16 protein-coding genes are annotated in these 17,385 nt (G+C 65.4%); 7 read left to right on the top strand and 9 right to left on the bottom strand.

Annotated elements, in window-relative coordinates; translation table 11 throughout:
• Positions 1 to 138: 138 nt before the first annotated feature.
• Both BRSPCE3_RS21810 and BRSPCE3_RS21805 read left to right on the top strand, forming a co-directional pair.
• The gene (locus BRSPCE3_RS21810) at positions 139 to 1,407 is read left to right on the top strand and encodes an HlyD family secretion protein (RefSeq protein ID WP_375709940.1); all 1,269 of its coding nucleotides are present in this window, start codon (positions 139 to 141) and stop codon (positions 1,405 to 1,407) included.
• 16 nt (positions 1,408 to 1,423) lie between these two features.
• Complete coding sequence (locus tag BRSPCE3_RS21805) at positions 1,424 to 3,025, top strand: DHA2 family efflux MFS transporter permease subunit (protein WP_244068162.1); 1,602 nt, start codon at positions 1,424 to 1,426, stop codon at positions 3,023 to 3,025.
• An 85-nt stretch (positions 3,026 to 3,110) separates the two neighbouring features.
• Here the strand turns inward: BRSPCE3_RS21805 and BRSPCE3_RS21800 are convergent, their stop codons facing one another.
• Entirely contained in the window at positions 3,111 to 4,010 is a 900-nt protein-coding gene (locus BRSPCE3_RS21800; RefSeq protein WP_244068161.1) for a LysR family transcriptional regulator, read from the bottom strand.
• A gap of 80 nt (positions 4,011 to 4,090) precedes the next feature.
• On the opposite strand from BRSPCE3_RS21800, the gene BRSPCE3_RS21795 reads away from it, so the two are divergent.
• From BRSPCE3_RS21795 to BRSPCE3_RS21780, 4 genes are read left to right on the top strand one after another with little or no spacing between them, the layout of a single operon-like run.
• On the top strand, positions 4,091 to 4,687 hold the full coding sequence (locus tag BRSPCE3_RS21795) for a hypothetical protein (RefSeq protein WP_244068160.1): 597 nt from the start codon (positions 4,091 to 4,093) through the stop codon (positions 4,685 to 4,687).
• Complete coding sequence (locus tag BRSPCE3_RS21790) at positions 4,684 to 5,877, top strand: efflux RND transporter periplasmic adaptor subunit (protein WP_244068159.1); 1,194 nt, start codon at positions 4,684 to 4,686, stop codon at positions 5,875 to 5,877. The genes BRSPCE3_RS21795 and BRSPCE3_RS21790 overlap by 4 nt, the downstream gene beginning before the upstream one ends.
• Entirely contained in the window at positions 5,874 to 8,993 is a 3,120-nt protein-coding gene (locus BRSPCE3_RS21785) for an efflux RND transporter permease subunit (protein ID WP_244068158.1), read from the top strand. The genes BRSPCE3_RS21790 and BRSPCE3_RS21785 overlap by 4 nt, the downstream gene beginning before the upstream one ends.
• A 20-nt stretch (positions 8,994 to 9,013) precedes the next feature.
• A complete protein-coding gene (locus tag BRSPCE3_RS21780) occupies positions 9,014 to 9,670 on the top strand; it encodes a hypothetical protein (RefSeq protein WP_244068156.1) in 657 nt (218 codons plus the stop codon).
• 2 nt (positions 9,671 to 9,672) lie between these two features.
• On the opposite strand, the gene BRSPCE3_RS21775 is transcribed toward BRSPCE3_RS21780, so the two are convergent.
• The 8 genes from BRSPCE3_RS21775 to coxB form a co-directional block, all read right to left on the bottom strand.
• The gene (locus BRSPCE3_RS21775) at positions 9,673 to 10,506 is read right to left on the bottom strand and encodes an SURF1 family protein (protein ID WP_244068155.1); all 834 of its coding nucleotides are present in this window, start codon (positions 10,504 to 10,506) and stop codon (positions 9,673 to 9,675) included.
• Positions 10,503 to 10,889: a DUF983 domain-containing protein gene (locus BRSPCE3_RS21770; protein ID WP_244068154.1), complete on the bottom strand. Its 387-nt coding sequence runs from the start codon at positions 10,887 to 10,889 to the stop codon at positions 10,503 to 10,505. The genes BRSPCE3_RS21775 and BRSPCE3_RS21770 overlap by 4 nt, the downstream gene beginning before the upstream one ends.
• Before the next feature lie 62 nt (positions 10,890 to 10,951).
• Positions 10,952 to 11,848, bottom strand: coding sequence for a cytochrome c oxidase subunit 3 (locus BRSPCE3_RS21765; protein WP_244068153.1), 897 nt, complete (start codon positions 11,846 to 11,848; stop codon positions 10,952 to 10,954).
• 56 nt (positions 11,849 to 11,904) lie between these two features.
• Entirely contained in the window at positions 11,905 to 12,543 is a 639-nt protein-coding gene (locus tag BRSPCE3_RS21760; RefSeq protein ID WP_244068652.1) for a cytochrome c oxidase assembly protein, read from the bottom strand.
• 5 nt (positions 12,544 to 12,548) lie between these two features.
• Positions 12,549 to 12,713: a CoxF protein gene (locus tag BRSPCE3_RS21755; protein WP_244068151.1), complete on the bottom strand. Its 165-nt coding sequence runs from the start codon at positions 12,711 to 12,713 to the stop codon at positions 12,549 to 12,551.
• A 38-nt stretch (positions 12,714 to 12,751) separates the two neighbouring features.
• Positions 12,752 to 13,690: a heme o synthase gene (locus BRSPCE3_RS21750; protein ID WP_244068150.1), complete on the bottom strand. Its 939-nt coding sequence runs from the start codon at positions 13,688 to 13,690 to the stop codon at positions 12,752 to 12,754.
• Positions 13,691 to 13,753: 63 nt separating this feature from the next.
• The gene (gene ctaD, locus BRSPCE3_RS21745; protein WP_244068148.1) at positions 13,754 to 15,370 is read right to left on the bottom strand and encodes a cytochrome c oxidase subunit I; all 1,617 of its coding nucleotides are present in this window, start codon (positions 15,368 to 15,370) and stop codon (positions 13,754 to 13,756) included.
• Between the two features lie 96 nt (positions 15,371 to 15,466).
• Entirely contained in the window at positions 15,467 to 16,306 is an 840-nt protein-coding gene (coxB, locus tag BRSPCE3_RS21740) for a cytochrome c oxidase subunit II (RefSeq protein WP_244068147.1), read from the bottom strand.
• A 484-nt stretch (positions 16,307 to 16,790) separates the two neighbouring features.
• Between coxB and BRSPCE3_RS21735 the strand changes: the two genes are divergently transcribed.
• Positions 16,791 to 17,321: an invasion associated locus B family protein gene (locus BRSPCE3_RS21735; RefSeq protein ID WP_244068146.1), complete on the top strand. Its 531-nt coding sequence runs from the start codon at positions 16,791 to 16,793 to the stop codon at positions 17,319 to 17,321.
• The last annotated feature ends 64 nt before the right edge of the window (positions 17,322 to 17,385 follow it).

The following is a 17,385-nucleotide window of genomic DNA, read 5'->3' as shown; positions in this document are numbered from 1 at the left end:
TAGTTGTAAATAGAACGGTACAGTACCGTTTCTATTGACACTGCCCGCCTGCGGGACTATTTGCCGCACAGAACGAAACGGTATCGTTCCTTTAGACGAGGCCCGTTGCGACCTCGCCCCGCAGCAGGAGCAGCGATCATGTTCGAAGACAATGTTCTGGAGCGCGACCAGGAGGGGCATCAGGGCATCGAGGGCGCGCCCTCGATGCCGGCCGCTGATGAACTCGCCGTCACATCGGAACGGCCGGAGACCACCGCACGGGCTCCGGCGCAGGAGCGCCCGGCGGGCAAGCAGCCCGCCCCGCCGGCGACCATCCCGCCGGAGGTGACCGGCAAGGCAACACGGCCGGGCTTCCTGCGCCGCCGTCCGGTCGTCTCCGCGGTTGGCGCCGTGCTGCTCGCCGCCACGCTCGGCGGCGGCTATCTCTACATGGACTACGCGCAGCATTTCGAATCCACCGACGACGCCTTCATCGCCGCGCGGCAATCCGCGCTGGCGCCGAAGGTCTCCGGCTACATCACCGCCGTGCCGGTCACCGACAACCAGCATGTCGCGGCCGGCGACGTGATCGCCCGGCTCGACGATCGCGACTATCGTGTCGCGCTGGCGCAGGCCGAGGCGCAGGTCGCGGCCGCCCGCGCCAGCATCGAGAATGTCGACGCGCAGCTCGACGTGCAGCAGGCGCAGATCGCAGCCAATCAGGCCCAGGTCGACCAGGCCCAGGCGGCGCTGACCTTCGCGCAGCAGCAGGCGACGCGCTATCAACATCTGGAGCAGACCGGCTACGGCACGGTGCAGAATTCCGAGCAATACACCTCGCAACTGCATCAGCAGCAGGCCTCGCTGCTGAGCGCGCAGGCGACGCTCAACCTCGCGCAGCGCCAGGTCGAGTCGCTGAAGGCGCAACGCAAGAGCGCGGTCGCCAACCTCGCCCAGGCCGAAGCGCAGCGCGACCAGGCGCAACTCAACCTGTCCTATACGACGGTCACCGCGGCGCAGCCGGGCCGCGTCGTCAATTTGTCGGCGGCGGTCGGCCAGTTCGCGCAGGCCGGCACCAACCTTTCGATGTTCGTGCCCGACCAGATCTGGGTCACCGCGAACTTCAAGGAGATCCAGCTCGACAAGATGCGCCCCGGCGAGAAGGTGACGCTGAAGATCGACGCCTATCCCGGCCGCACGATTAACGGCCATGTCGAGAGTGTGCAGCCCGGCTCCGGCACCGCGTTCTCGCTGCTGCCGGCGCAGAACGCCACCGGCAATTACGTCAAGATCGTGCAGCGCGTGCCAGTGAAGGTCGTGATGGACAATCCGCCGGCCGACGTCGCGCTCGGACCGGGCATGTCTGTCGTCCCGACGGTGCGGATCAATCCCGCGCCATCGCTGTTCGAGCGGCTTGGTAAGCTGTGATCCCGGGAGGACCGTCATGAGTGCTGCAGCAATCGATGGGCGAAGCCTCCCTGCTCCGAACGTCGCCGTCAATCCCTGGCTGATCGCCATCGTGGTTGCGCTCGCGAGCTTCATGGAGGTGCTCGACACCACCATCGCCAACGTCGCGCTGCCCTATATCGCCGGCGGCATGGGCGTGAGCGAGGACGAAGCTTCCTGGGTGGTCACCTCCTATCTGGTGTCCAACGCCATCATCCTGACCGCTTCGAGCTTTCTCGCGAAGATGCTGGGGCGGAAGAGGTTCTTCCTGATCTGCCTCGGCATCTTCACCGTCAGCTCGATCCTGTGCGGCTTCGCCCCCAATCTGAACGCGCTGCTGCTGTTTCGCATCCTGCAAGGTCTCGGCGGCGGCGGCATGGTGCCGGTGGCGCAGTCGATCCTCGCGGATGCGTTCCCGCCGGCCAAGCGCGGCCAGGCGTTTGCGGTGTTCGGCATCGCCGTGGTGGTGGCGCCGGTGGTCGGCCCGACGCTTGGTGGCTGGCTGTCGGACAATCTGTCCTGGCACTGGTGCTTCCTGATCAACGCCCCGGTCGGCCTGTTCGCGACGGTCGCGATCGCCACGGTGCTGCAGGAGCCTGCGAAAGCCAAAGACCCGAACAGGGATCAGAAGCAGGACAACTCGTTCGACTTCATCGGTTTTGCGCTGGTGGCGACCTTCCTCGGCGCGCTCGAGGTGACCCTCGACCGCGGCCTCGAGGACGACTGGTTCGGATCGTCCTTCATCATCAGGTCAGCGACGATCTGTGCCGCGGCATTCGTGCTGATGATCCCGTGGGAGATGACCCGCCGCAATCCGATGATCGATCTGCGGATGGTCGCGACCCGGCAGTTCGGCGCGAGCTTTCTGGTGATGCTGGCGACCGGCGCCATCCTGCTCGCCACCACCCAGTTCCTGCCGCAGCTGGTGCAGCAGGATTTCGGCTACACCGCGACCTGGGCCGGCCTCGTGCTGTCGCCGGGCGGCGTGGTCACCATGCTGATGATGTTCGTGGTCGGCCGGCTCGCCGCCAAGGTGCAGCCGAAATATCTGATCATCGTCGGCGCGCTGGTGATTGCGGCCTCGATGTACAGCATGACCAACGTCTACGGCGATCTCGGCTTCTGGTTCATGGCGCGCTCGCGCATGCTGATCGGCGTCGGCCTGCCGCTGATCTTCATTCCGATCATGACGGCGTCCTATGACGGCATCCCCGCCGGGAAGACCGACCAGGCCTCCGCGCTGATCAATGCGGCACGCAACACCGGCGGTTCGATCGGCGTCTCGCTGGTCTCCAACGTGCTGACGCATCGCCAGCAATTCCACCAGAGCCGGCTGGTCGAGCAGGTGACGCCGTCAAGCCCGCAATACCAGGACACGCTGCACCAGGTCACCGACTTCTTCGTCGCCCAGGGCAACTCGCTGGCACAGGCGCACAGCCAGGCGATCCAGTGGATCGGCCAGCAGGTGCAGACCCAAGCCTCGTTCCTGTCCTACATGGATGCGTTCTGGGTCCTGATGCTGATCGCGCTGTCGGCGATCCCGCTGGCGCTGACCTTGCGCAAGGTCAAGCTCGGCGGCCCGGCTCCTGTCGGCCATTGACGAAGAGCAGTGGTCGAATGGATGGGCCCGCGCCCGCGCCACAGACCGGCGCGGGCGTATCGATTCCGGATCGTCTCGATAGAGATCAAATGCCGCGCGTCGCGGCGATGATCGTGTCCCGCAGCCAGCGGTGCGCCGGCAGATCGTCGAAGCGGCGGTGCCAGCTCATGACGCTCTGCAGCTTCGATGCGTCGAACGGCAGCTCCCGCATCTCGATCGGGTAGGCGCGGCGGAATTCGAGCGCCAGCTTGCGTCCGAGGATCGCGACCATGTTCGATTGCACCAGGACCGCGCCGGCGGACAGATACGGCACATCGGAAGCGATGGTGCGGCTCGCCTTGCGCGCTCGCAGCCAGTCGTCGATGAAATCCAGATCCTCGCCGCTGGAGGTGATCGCAAGGTGCGGCAGCTCGACCAGCGTCTCGCCGGTCAGCTTCTTGCGCAGGGCCGGGTGACCGGCCCGCAGCACCGCGACGAAGCGATCCTCGATCAACCGGCGGGATGCAAAGCGCTCGCCGTCCAGCGCGCGAGCCGAGATCGCAAGATCGAGCTCGCCGCGATCGAGCCTGTCGGCGAGATTGAGCGTCCCGCTCGGCACCAGCGTCAGCCGCACCTTGGGCGCCTGCGCGCGCACCGCCGCGATGACCGCGCCAGCCACCACCACTGCGGCATAATTGTTGACGGCGATGCCGAAGCGCCGCTCGGCCAGCGCCGGCTCGAAACACTCGCCCTCGACCGCGATCTGCAGCTCGCTCAGCGCCTTGCGGACCGGCAGCGCAAGCGCTTCCGCCCGCGGCGTCGGCAGCATGCCGGACGGCGTGCGGACGAACAGCTGGTCTTTCAGCGCATGACGCAGCCGGTTCAGCGCGTGGCTCACGGCGGGCTGGCTGATGGCGAGCACTCCGGCCGCGCGGACCACGCTACGCTCGCGCATCACGGCGTCGAACACCAGCAGGAGATTGAGATCGAGATTGCGCATCCGCATGCCATCATCATGCACGATGTGAATTGACGGATAAAGACAATTCATTTGAATAATATCGGGCCAGAGCCCAGCTTCCATGCATGCCTGAAAGCCTGCATAGCACCGTCGCAACGCGGCCCCTTCGCACCACCCCGCGGGTGCTGGTCGGCGTCCTGGCCGCCCCCGAGACCGCTGATATCGTCGAGCCGGAAATCCTCGCGCAGTGGCGGCGGCTGACGCCGCAAGCGACGTGGCTGCCGATCGTGCTTCGCGAAACCAGCCCTGCCGGCATCCTGGGCAGCGTTACGGATGCGCTCGACCGTCTCGGCATGACCGCACGGCAGCTGATCCTGTTGGGCGAAGGACACCTCGCGCGGCACGTGCTCGAACTGGCGCTACGGGGCGAACTGCCCTGCGGCGGCATTGTCGCGATCGATGTCGCCGTCGACGCACCGCCGTTTCGCATCATGTCGACGGCGACCGCGATCCGGCTGGTCATTCATCACAACGACGAGGCGCCGCGAGACAACCTGATCGGCGCGTTGCGCGCCGCGGATCTCGACGCACGCATCATCAATCTCGACCTGGTTGCCGGCCGCGGGACGGACGCAGCCGCGGCGAGCGCAACGGAAACCTTCGTCCTGGAGCTGGTCGCAACGATCGGCCGCCGGACAACCGATGGAGCTGGCGACCCATGACATCGAAGACCCTCAAGATCGCGTGCGCGGCCCTGGTGGCGGCCGCCGTAATCGGTGGCGGCGCCTATGCCCTGCATCGGCCGGACGGCGCGACGCATACGTCTTCGGCCGAGCCGCAGACTGTTCCGGCGGCCATCCCGGTGACGACGGCGAAGGTCCTGCAACATGACGTGCCGATCGTGCTCGAGGGCCTCGGTACGGTGACGCCGATCAACACGGCGACCATCCGCACTCAGGTGCAGGGCACGCTCGACAGCGTCGATTTCGTCGAGGGCAAGCAGGTGAAGCGCGGCGATGTGCTCGCCAGGATCGACCCGCGGGTCTACGAGGCCCAGGTCGACCAGGCCGAGGCCGCGCTGGCGCGCGACGAGGCGAGCCTGAAGAACGCCAGGACCAATCTGGCGCGAACCCAGCCGCTCGCCAATCGCGGCTTCGCAACCCAGCAATTGCTCGATACCCAGGACTCGCAGGTGTCGCAGGGCGAAGGTACCGTCGCGCTCGACAAGGCGGCGCTCGAAGCCGCGCAGACCCAGCTGAGCTTCGCCACGATCACGGCGCCGTTCGACGGCGTCACTGGCATCCGCCGCGTCGATCCCGGTAACGTCGTGCACCCGACCGACACCAACGGGCTCGTGGTCCTCACCCAATTGCAGCCGATCGCGGTGATCTTCACGCTGCCGTCCGGCGAGATCCCGGGTGTCCGGCAGGCGCTGGCATCCGGGGACGCCTCAGTCGACGTCTATGACGCCCAGAACAAGCGCAAGCTCGACCACGGCAGCCTGATGCTGATCAACAACCAGGTCGACAGCTCGACCGGCACGGTGCAGCTGAAGGCGTCCTTTCCCAATGCCGGCAACACGCTGTGGCCCGGCAGCTTCGTCAACGTCCATCTGACGATCGCGGTTCGCCACAACGCGCTCACCGTGCCGCTGACGGCGGTTCGCCAGGGACCGGACGGCAGTTTTGCCTATGTGGTCGGACCGAACAACGTCGTCAGCATCCGCAAGGTCACGACCGGCCAATCGCGCGACGGACAGGTCCTGATCGAGCAGGGCCTCGCGGCGAACGAGACGGTCGTCACCGCGGGTCAGTACCGGCTCAATCCGGGGAGCACCGTCGAGATCGTGCCCGACGACAAGAAGGACCAGGTCCAGGACGCGACCACCGCAAGCGCAGGCATGCTGCCATGAACATCTCCGCAGGTTTTATCCGCAAGCCCGTCGCCACCGCCTTCCTGGCCATCGCCATCGTGCTGGTCGGCATGATCGCCTTCGTGCGCTTGCCGGTCTCGGCGCTGCCGACGGTGGATACCCCGACCATCCAGGTCACCGCGCAATTGCCCGGCGCCGATCCGCAGACCATGGCCTCCTCGGTCGCAACCCCGCTGGAGCGGCAGTTCGGCCAGATCGCCGGCCTCACCGGCATGAGCTCGAGCAGCGGGCTCGGCAACACCCAGATCACGCTGCAATTCGCATTGAACCGCAGCGTCGATGCCGCCGCACAGGACGTACAGACCGCGATCGATGCGGCATCGGGGCAATTGCCCAAGACGATGCCGTCGCCACCGACCTTCCACAAGGTCAATCCGGCCGACGTGCCGGTGCTGCTGATCGCGCTGACGTCAGACACCGAGCCACTGACCAAGGTCGACGACTATGCCGACAGCATCTTGGCGCAGAAATTGTCGCAGGTGCCGGGCGTCTCGCTCGTCACCATCGGCGGCATGCAGAAGCCATCGATCCGGGTGCAGGTCAATCCGGCCAAGCTCGCCGCAGCGGGGCTCGATCTCGAGCAATTGCGCGCTACGCTCGGCAACATCACCGTGAACCAGCCCAAGGGCGTGCTCTACGGCAGCCAGCAAGCCTATACGCTCGCTACCAACGACCAGGTGCTGGTCGCGAGCAAATATGACGATCTGATCATCGCCTATCGCAACGGGGCGCCGGTGCGCTTGCGCGATATCGGGCATGCCATCGTGGCCGCCGAGGACGTCACGCTGCATGGCTGGTACAACGACAAGCCCGCGGTCGTCCTCGCGATCCAGCGCCAGCCCGGCGCCAACGTGATCAGCACCGTCGACGGCATCAAGAAGCTGCTGCCGCAGCTGGTGTCGAGCCTGCCGTCGGACATCAAGGTTCAGATCGCCTCCGACCGCACGCAGACCATCCGCGCCAGCGTCGCCGACGTTCAGCTCACACTGGTGCTGACCATCGCGCTGGTGGTCGGCGTGATCTTCCTGTTTCTGCGCAATCTGCGGGCGACCATCATCCCCGCGGTCTCGGTCCCGATCTCGCTGATCGGCACCTTCGGCGTGATGTATCTGCTCAACTACAGCCTCGACAATCTGTCGCTGATGGGGCTATCGATCGCGGTCGGCTTCGTCGTCGACGACGCCATCGTGATGATCGAGAACATCTCGCGGCATATCGAGGAAGGCCTCTCGCCGATGCAGGCCGCCCTGAAGGGGGCCGGCGAGATCGGCTTCACCATCATCTCGATCTCGGTCTCGCTGATCGCGGTGTTCATTCCGCTGCTGCTGATGGGCGGGGTGATCGGCCGCATGTTCCAGGAATTCGCCGTCACGGTGTGCGTTGCCATCGTTGTATCGGTGATCGTCTCCGTGACGCTGACACCGATGATGTGCGCCTGGCTGCTGTCGCCGCACCGGGACGCCGAGGCTGGGGTCATCTCGCGCGCGCTGGAACGCGGCTTCGTCGCGATCCAGGCCGCCTACGAGGCCGTGCTGGTTGTAGCGCTGCGCCACAAGGCCGCGACACTGTCGATCATGCTCGCAAGCGTCGCAGTGACCGGCCTGCTGTTCGTCGGCATCCCCAAGGGCTTCTTTCCGCAGCAGGACACCGGCATGATCACCGGCATCACGGAAGCCTCGGCCGACATCTCGCCGGCGCAGATGGCAACGCTCCAGCGCAACGTCATCGACGTCATTTCCAGGAACCCCTCGGTCGCCAATGCGACCGGTTATATCGGACCGGGCGGCCCGACCGTCACCGAGAACAATGGCCGCCTGTTCGTGCTGTTGAAGCCGCGCAACGAGCGCAACGCGTCCGCCGATCAGGTGATCCGGCAACTCGACACTGCGCTGCAGGGCATCAAGGGCATGTCGGTGTTCATGCAGGCGACGCAGGACATCAATCTCGCCAGCCGCCTGTCCAAGACGCAGTACCAGTTCACCCTCACCGACGTGAATCAGGACGAGCTCAATCTGTGGGCCGGCAAGTTGTATCAGAAATTGAAAACGTTGCCGGAACTGGCCGACGTCGCGACCGACCAGGCCAACGCCGCGCGTCAGCTCAGGCTGCAGATCGACCGCGACGCGGCTTCCCGACTCGGCATCGATCCGGCCGCGGTCGACAACACACTCTATGATTCATTCGGTCAGCGTCACGTCGCCCAGCTGTTCACAACACTCAACACTTATTACGTGATCCTCGAGGTCGATCCGTCGTTCCAGCTCGGCCCCTATGCGCTCAACCGAATCTATGTCCGCTCGTCGGCGGGAACGATGGTGCCCTTGAGCCAGATCGCGAGCATCGAGTACGGCACCGCGCCGCTCTCCGTAAACCACCAAAGCCAGTTTCCGTCGGTGACGCTGAGCTTCAACCTGGCGCCGGGCACGACGGTGGGGACTGCGGTCGCAGCCGTGCAGAAGGCGACCGCGGAGCTGCACGTGCCTTCGACAATTGTCACCAGTTTTCAGGGCAACGCGCAGGCGTTCCAGGCGGCGCTCGCCTCGACGCCGGTCCTGATCCTCGCCGCGGTGGTCGCCGTCTATCTGATCCTCGGCATGCTCTATGAGAGCACGATCCATCCGATCACGATCCTCTCGACCCTGCCGTCCGCCGGGCTCGGCGCCTTGCTCACGCTGTGGGCGTTCGGCCTGGGGCTCGACGTGATCGGGCTGATCGGCATCATCCTGCTGATCGGGATCGTGCAGAAGAACGGCATCATGCTGATCGACTTCGCGCTGCAGGCCGAGCGGCAGCAACATCTCTCCGCCGAACAGTCGATCTATCAGGCCTGCCGCGCCCGCTTCCGGCCGATCCTGATGACGACGATGTGCGCGATGCTCGGCGGCGTTCCGCTGATGATCGGCAGCGGCACAGGATCAGAACTGCGCCAGCCGCTCGGCTTCGCCATCGTCGGTGGGCTGATCGTCTCGCAGCTGATGACGCTGTTCACGACGCCGGTCGTCTACATCTATCTCGACGGGATGATCCATTGGATCAACCGAATCCGCCGGCGCCGTTCAGGTGGGCCCGCGGCACATCCGACATTGTCGACCTGAACGTTGCAGCGGAGACGAGCATGGACATGCGTTACAGCGCGATGCGAGGGACGATCGGAGTGCGCGAGGCCGCGTTGCGGTTCTGGGCGATGAGGACCGTTGCCGCAGCGCTGGGCGAAATCGGGGGCCATGCCGTTGCGGGCAAGGGAAGTCACTTCCTGGCTGCGGCCGTCGTGGCTTTGATTGGAGCCCTGTACGCTCGCGAACGGAGCGGTCGGAACGCGTTCTGGCCGGTGCTGGTGGGCGTCTCGACCCTCAGCGCGGCATTGGCCCATATGGCGGACCGGTCACTCGGGATCGGCGATGTTGTCCCCTCCGTCCAGTTGGCGGCGCTGTTCGCGCTCGCCCTGATTGTCTGGGCTCGGGTGGCGGGAACAGCGGGCTTGCTCGCCGTCGGCTCGATCCGGGACCACGCGCCGTTTTGGATTGTCGCGATGCTTGCGCAGGCATTCGCCAGTTCGTTGGCCGATTGGGTGGTGGATCCCGGTCAGACCGGCTCGTCCATCGTGCTGCTGGCCGTCGCAATCGGCCTGCCGGCGGTGGCCGCGGCTCGCTGGGCGCGGATCGCGCGGCCTGCGCTGTTCTGGGCCGCGTTTGTGCTGACCGGAATTCTCGGCGCGCTCTGGGGTGACACGCTGATCCGCCTGATCAACGCCGGCCACGCGCTTTCGACTTGATCTCAAGCACCCCTGCGGCGCTGGCCGCGCCACCACAGGCCGAAGGCGATCGTGACCGCGGCGGCCAGCGAGAACCAGGTGATCGCGTACTGCATGTGGTCGTCCTTGAGACGGACCTTGAGCGGGCCAGGTTTGGGCGTGCCGCTGTCGGGCACCGGGGCCTCGAGGTCGATATAGAACGGCGCGAGCTGAGCACCGTCCTTGCCCCAGCCGAGCGCCTGCGCCATCGCGCGATGGTCGCGCACGAACCACAGCCGCTTCGCAAGATCTTCCTTCGGGGTCAGCCGGCCCGGCGGCTCGGGAAAGCGGATGTAACCGGTGAGTTCGACCGGCGTGCCGGTGACGAGCCGGCCGGCGACACGATCCTCGAAGGCGCGGTCCTGCATCGTGTTCTGCACAAAGCCGGTATTGATCACGATGGTCTCGCCGCTGGCGAGTTTGGCCGGCAGGAAAGCCCAGGTGCCGGGTCCCGAAACGTCGTCGCGCACCGCGGAGCCGGAGCTGAAGACCATCACGTCGGGCTGCTTCGCATAGGTCACGGTCAGGGTGACGCGGCGGAATTCGTCCCTCGCCGAGCTCAGCGTGGGCCATGCCGATGGCGGCGGCAGCGCTTCGGTCGGTGCGGCCAGCCGCGTGTCGAGCGCGGCGATCAGCGCATGCTTCTCGACGCGGCGCTGCAATTGCCAGAAGCCGAGGGCGACAAACACCGCAATCAGGATCAGCGTGAAGATGCCGAAGCCGGCCGCGCTCGGCCGGTGCGAGCCTTTTGACGCATTTTGTTGGCGCGAAGCGGTACCCACTTCGCTGGAAGACGCTTTGTTCGTGGTGTCGTTCATTTCGGGTCGCGCTCGATCAATTGGCCTTCGGCGGCCTTGTGGTGGAATTGCAGCGCGATCAACAGCGCCTTCATGGAACGCAGCGGCAGGATCGTGGTCACCACGATCAACGGCAGCCACAGCGCGGCATGCACCCAGAACGGCGGCTGGTACTTCACCTCGACGATCAGCGCCGCCGCGACCACGATGGCGCCGGCCAGCATGATGATGAAGATCGCCGGCCCGTCACCGGCATCGATGAAGGCGTAGTCGAGGCCGCAGGCCTGGCAGCGCGGCGCCAGCGTCAGAAAGCCGGAATAGAGCTTGCCCTTGCCGCAGCGCGGGCAGCGGCAGGCGATGCCGCGCAACGCGCTCTCGGTCACAGTGGGCGGGGTATCGGTCATCGGTTCTCTTCAAAAGCAAAGGGGCGGCCGTTCGGCCGCCCCCTCTTAGCACGTCGGTGAAATCAGTGGGCGCCGTGCGCCATCGTCTCGGCGCCGTGGCCCCAGACGTAGATGCAGATGAACAGGAACAGCCAGACCACGTCGACGAAGTGCCAGTACCAGGCGGCAAACTCGAAGCCGAGGTGCTGCTTCGGCGTGAAGTGGCCGGCATAGGCGCGGATCAGGCAGACCAGCAAGAAGATGGTGCCGACCAGCACGTGGAAGCCATGGAACCCGGTTGCCATGAAGAAGGTCGCGCCATAGACGTTGCCGCCGAACGAGAACGTCGCATGGGCGTACTCATAGGCCTGCACGCAGGTGAAGAGGGCGCCGAGAATCACGGTGAGGATCAGGCCCTGCTTGAGGCCCTGACGGTCGTTCTCCAAGAGCGCATGGTGCGCCCAGGTGACCGTGGTGCCCGAGGTCAGCAGCAGCAGCGTGTTGAGCAGCGGCAGATGCCAGGGATCGAAGGTCTCGATGCCGTGCGGCGGCCAGGTGCCGGGAACCGAGCAGGCGCCCATCGCGGTGCCGGCGCCGCAGCCGAACACCGCATCGCGCGTGGCGTGCACCGCGTCGGCCGGGAACAGCGCCGAGTTGAAGAAGGCCCAGAACCAGGCGACGAAGAACATCACCTCGGAGGCGATGAACAGGATCATGCCGTAGCGGTGGCTGATCTGCACCACGCGGGTGTGGTCGCCCTTGTACTGGGCTTCCTTGATCACGTCGCCCCACCAGCTCGCCATGGTGTAGAGCACGCCGATGGCGCCGACGCCGAACACGATCGGGGCGGCGGAGAACATGTGGTGCATCCAGCCGATCGCACCGAACGCCATGATGAAGGCCGAGATCGAGCCGACCACCGGCCACGGGCTCGGGTCGACGAGATGATAGTCGTGATGCTTGACTTGCGCCTCAGCCATTGCCGCCTCTCCATTCGCGTGCCCTCAGGCACGTCTCAAGTCTTGAATTCCGAAACCTAGCCGCCCTTGCGCTGCTCCGCCTCGCCGGCCGCCACCGGCTTCGGCGTCGGATCGCGCACGGGAAAGAAAGTGTAGGACAAAGTGATCGTCTTCAGCGTGTCGTTCTCGCTGTCCTTGGCCAGCGCCGGATCGACATAGAACACCACGGCCATCTCGCGCTTCTCGCCCGGCGCCATGGTCTGCTCGGTGAAGCAGAAGCAGTTGATCTTCTGGAAATAGGCGCCGACCGTCAGCGGCGCGACGTTGTAGGCGGCTTGTCCGGTCGTGGTGCGCGCCGACTGGTTGGTCACGGTGTAATAGACCGTGACCACCTGGCCGATCTTGACGTCGATCGTGGTCTGCTCGGCCTCGAACTTCCAGGGCAGGCCCGGCGCGACGTTGGAATCGAAGCTGACCGCGATGGTGCGCTCGAGCGGCGCATCCGAAGGCAGCGAGGTCGCGACCTGGGTGGTGCCGTTGAAGCCGGTGGTGCGGCAGAACCAGTTGTAGAACGGCACGGCCGCGTAGGACGCGCCGACCATCAGCACCACGACGAAGCCGCAGATCGACGCGACCATGGCGTCGCGCGTCAGCATGCGGCGCGTGACCTTCTTGCCCTCGCCTTGCGGAGCCTGCGGTGTGCCCTGGTTCGCCATCTCGTTCACAGCGGCCGCACCAGCACGGCCGGCCCCTTGACGAGGGTAACGGCGAAGAACAGCACGACCATGACGCCGAGCGCGAGCGCAATCGCGATCGAGCGCTGGCGGCGGCTCCTGAGCTGCGCCTCGGTGAGGACGATGCCTTCCGGTTCGTGTTTCTCGTCCATTGGTATCCCGTGCGCCCCCATCTCGCCCCCCGGCGTCCCTACCCGATGAAGACGGGCAGGATCGCGCGGACGACGACCTCGGCGAGGAGGACGGCGAACAGCGCGAACAGATAAAGGATCGAGAAGGCGAACAGCCGGCGCGTGGCGCGGTTGGCTGCAACACCCTCGCGGCGGCGATAGACCTCGATGGCGAGCCACAGCATGCCGGCGCCGAGCACCAGCGACGTGACGCCGTAGATCGCGTCGAAATAGCCGAGCGGCCATGGTGCCAGCGCGATCGCGACCAGCACGACGGTGTAGAGCAGGATCTGGAGCCGGGTCGCGTCGGGTCCGGCGACGACCGGCAGCATCGGGATGCCGGCGCGCGCATAGTCGTCGCTGCGGAACAGCGCCAGCGCCCAGAAGTGCGGCGGGGTCCAGAAGAAGATGATCAGGAATAGCAGGATCGGCTCGACCGAGAGCGAGCCGGTCGCGGCGGCCCAGGCCACCACCGGCGGCAGTGCGCCGGCCGCGCCGCCGATCACGATGTTCTGCGCGGTCCAGCGCTTCAGCAGCATCGTGTAGATCACGGCATAGAAGAAGATGGTGAAGGCCAGCAGCGCGCCCGCCACCCAATTGACCAGGATGCCGAGCGTCATCACCGAGAAGAAGGCGAGCGTCAGGCCGAAGGCAGCGGCCTCGGCCTGGGTGATCCGGCCGCGCGGGATCGGCCGGTTGGCGGTGCGCGACATCAACGCGTCGACGTCGCTCTCATAGGCCATATTAAGCGCGCCGGAGGCGCCGGCGCCGACCGCGATGCACAGGATCGAGGTGAACGCCAGCACCGGATGCACGTGCACCGGCGCGATCATCAGCCCGACCAGCGCGGTAAAGATCACCAGCGACATCACGCGCGGCTTCAGGAGCGCGATGTAGTCGCCCACTTCGGCCTCGGAGATCCGGGGCAGCTCGATGGCGTTGTGATCGACAACCGACAAGATCAGGTCTCACTTCTCTTCAAAAGGCGCGGCGCACCCAGGGTGCGCCGCGTTGTCTTGGACTTACTGCACGCGGGGCAGCACTTCGAACTGGTGGAACGGCGGCGGCGAGGTCAGCGTCCACTCCAGCGTGGTCGCACCCGCACCCCACGGGTTGTTCGCGGCCTGCTCCTTGCGTACGAAGGCATCGATCACGCCGTAGATGAAGATCAGGACGCCGAAGCCGGAGATGTAGGAGCCCCAGGAGGAGATCAGGTTCCAGCCGGCGAAGGCGTCCGGATAGTCGACGTAGCGGCGCGGCATGCCCGACAGACCGAGGAAGTGCTGCGGGAAGAACACCAGATTGACGCCGACGAAGGTGAACCAGAAGTGGAGCTTGGCGATCCGCTCCGAGTACATGTAGCCGAACATCTTCGGGAACCAGTAGTACCAGCCGGCGAAGATGCCGAACACGGCGCCGAGCGACAGCACGTAGTGGAAGTGCGCCACCACGTAATAGGTGTCCTGCAGCACGCGGTCGACGCCGGCATTGGCCAGCACGACGCCGGTGACGCCGCCGACGGTGAACAGGAAGATGAAGCCGACCGCCCAGATCATCGGCGCCTTGAACTCGATCGAGCCGCCCCACATCGTGGCGATCCACGAGAAGATCTTCACGCCGGTCGGCACCGCGATCACCATCGTGGCGGCGACGAAATAGGCCTGCGTCGCCGACGACATGCCGACGGTGTACATGTGGTGCGCCCACACCACGAAGCCGATGCCGCCGATCGCGACCATGGCGTAGGCCATGCCGAGATAGCCGAACACGGGCTTGCGCGAGAAGGTGGAGACGATCTGGCTGACCATGCCGAACGCCGGCAGGATCAGGATGTACACTTCGGGGTGGCCGAAGAACCAGAACAGATGCTGGAACAGCACCGGGTCGCCGCCGCCGTCGGCCGCGAAGAAGGTGGTGCCGAAATTGCGGTCGGTCAGCAGCATGGTGATCGCACCGGCGAGCACCGGCAGCGACAGCAGCAGCAGGAACACCGTCACCAGGATCGACCACACGAACAGCGGCATCTTGTGCAGGGTCATGCCCGGCGCGCGCATGTTGAAGATCGTGGTGATGAAGTTGATGGCGCCGAGGATCGACGAGGCACCCGCGAGATGCAGCGAGAGGATCGCGAAGTCGACTGCCGGACCCGGATGGCCCGAGGTCGACAGCGGCGCGTACATGGTCCAGCCCGCGCCGACGCCGTTGGCGCCCGGCTCACCCTCGACGAAGGTCGACATCAGCAGCAGGGCGAACGAGGCCGGCAGCAGCCAGAACGAGATGTTGTTCATGCGCGGGAACGCCATGTCCGGCGCGCCGATCATCAGCGGCACCATCCAGTTGCCGAAGCCGCCGATCATCGCCGGCATGACCATGAAGAAGATCATGATCAGACCGTGCGAGGTCACGAACACGTTATAGGTGTGCGTCTCGTGGAATATCTGGACCCCCGGGTACATCAACTCGGCACGGATCGCGATCGACATCGCAGCACCGATGATGCCCGCGATCACCGCAAAGACCAGGTACATCGTACCGATGTCCTTGTGGTTCGTGGAGTAGAGATAGCGCCGCCATCCGGTCGGATGGTGGGCGTGATCATCATGGGCGTGATCGTCGTGTGTCGCTGCGCCTGTCGCCATGTTCAAAATCCTGCCTTGCAGTCCCTCTCGGACCTTGCGGTCCCGTCGCCCTTATTCCGTCCGCGCTGTAAGCCCTGGGCCCAAAACCCTTGAGGCTTACTGCGCCGCCTGACCAGCCGAGGCGTAGGAATTCGCCGGGTTGGTCGCAAACTTCTTCTTCGCGCCCTCAACCCAGGTCGCGAATTCCTGGTCGCTGACGACCCGCACCGCGATCGGCATGAAGGCGTGGTCCTTGCCGCACAATTCCGAGCACTGGCCGTAGAACACGCCGGTCTTGGTGGCCTTGAACCAGCTCTCGTTGAGGCGGCCGGGAACCGAGTCGATCTTCACGCCGAAGGCCGGCACCGCGAAGGAATGGATCACGTCGGCGCCGGTGGTCTGGATCCGCACCACCTTGTTGACCGGGACCACCATCTCGTTGTCGACGCCGAGCAGACGAGGCTGCTTGTCCTTGTCGAGCAGCGAGTCGAACTCGAACTTGCCGTTATCCGGGTAGGCGTAGGACCAGTACCACTGCTTGCCGGTCACCTTCACGGTGAGGTCCGGCTTCGGCACGTCGAGCTCCAGGAACAGCAGGCGGAACGACGGCACCGCGATGCCGACCAGGATCAGGACCGGGATCAGCGTCCAAGCCACTTCGATCAGCGTGTTGTGGGTGGTCTTGGAGGGGACCGGGTTGGCGCGGGCGTTGAACTTCACCACCACGATGATGAGCAGCGCCAGCACGAACAGCGTGATCACGGTGATCAGCACCAGCAGGAAATTGTGGAACCAGATGATGTTTTCCATCACCGGGGTCGCGGCTTCCTGCAGCGTGTGCTCCCACGGCGCCGGCTGCCCCATTTCGGCGAAGGCCGATCCCGCGGCGATCGACGCCACACCCGCTACCGCCAACCCCAGCAATTGCCTGCCCAACCGGCCAATCGACATATTCATGCCGCTCGCGCTCCCTTGCATTATTCCCCAAAGCACCCCCGGCATGTGGCCGGAAATGCAGCACGATCCGCCCTGACAAACGGCCTTCCGGACATACCCGTCTCTGAGTCAAGGTGGGTACGGGAGCCAGATCGCTAGAACGCGTCGAAATCCAGCCTCTCAAACCATAATTCTCAGGCGCTCGCAATGCAGTAGTAGGGCCGAAAGCCATGCGCCTGCGATGAACCTGCCGCTTGCGATTTTTCCCGCAGAATCAAGCGAAAGTCGCCGAAACAACGCCGCATGCAGTTGACAGGGGAATTGCCGGATGTACCCACAGACGGGATCGCCCACAGGAACCTGATTCGCTGCAGGCTGCCGCAATCCGGCGCGGGAATGGCTCCAGGATCGCCTTCAAGGCGCCCTATTGCGGTATCAGTCGACTTGCGCGTGCGACCGGCGGCCGAAATGGCCGGACTGACCAACATCTAAAGGATCGACCCGGATGGGCGCTTCGAACATTCTGGCAGGACAGAAGGCCGGCTGGCTCGGCAGCCTGCTGGTGCTCGCCCTCACCGTTTTGGCTCTGACCCAGCCGGCGAACGCCCAGGGCGCGGTGCGCTCGGTCCATGGCGACTGGCAGATCCGCTGCGACACTCCGCCCGGCGCCCAAGCCGAGCAATGCGCGCTGATCCAGAGCGTGGTAGCCGAAGACCGCTCCAACGCCGGTCTGACCGTGATCGTGCTGAAGACTGCCGACCAGAAGAGCCGCCTGATGCGCGTGGTCGCGCCGCTCGGCGTGCTGCTGCCCTCGGGCCTCGGCCTCAAGCTCGACAATCAGGACGTCGGCCGCGCCGGTTTTGTCCGCTGCCTGCCCAATGGCTGCGTCGCCGAGGTCGTGATGGACGACAAGCTGCTCGGCCAGCTCAAGAACGCCAAAACCGCGACATTCATCATCTTCGAGACCCCGGAAGAGGGCATCGGCTTTCCGCTCAGCCTGAATGGGCTGGCCGAGGGCTACGACAAGTTGCCGTAGGGGAACGAGCGGCACATGAAGGTGTAGCCCGGATGGAGCGCAGCGCAATCCGGGGCCGCGTTCA

Origin of the sequence: Bradyrhizobium sp. Ce-3 (assembly GCF_022835695.1) — a bacterium.
Classification (GTDB): domain Bacteria; phylum Pseudomonadota; class Alphaproteobacteria; order Rhizobiales; family Xanthobacteraceae; genus Bradyrhizobium.
This window is presented reverse-complemented; position numbering and strand designations above follow the sequence as displayed.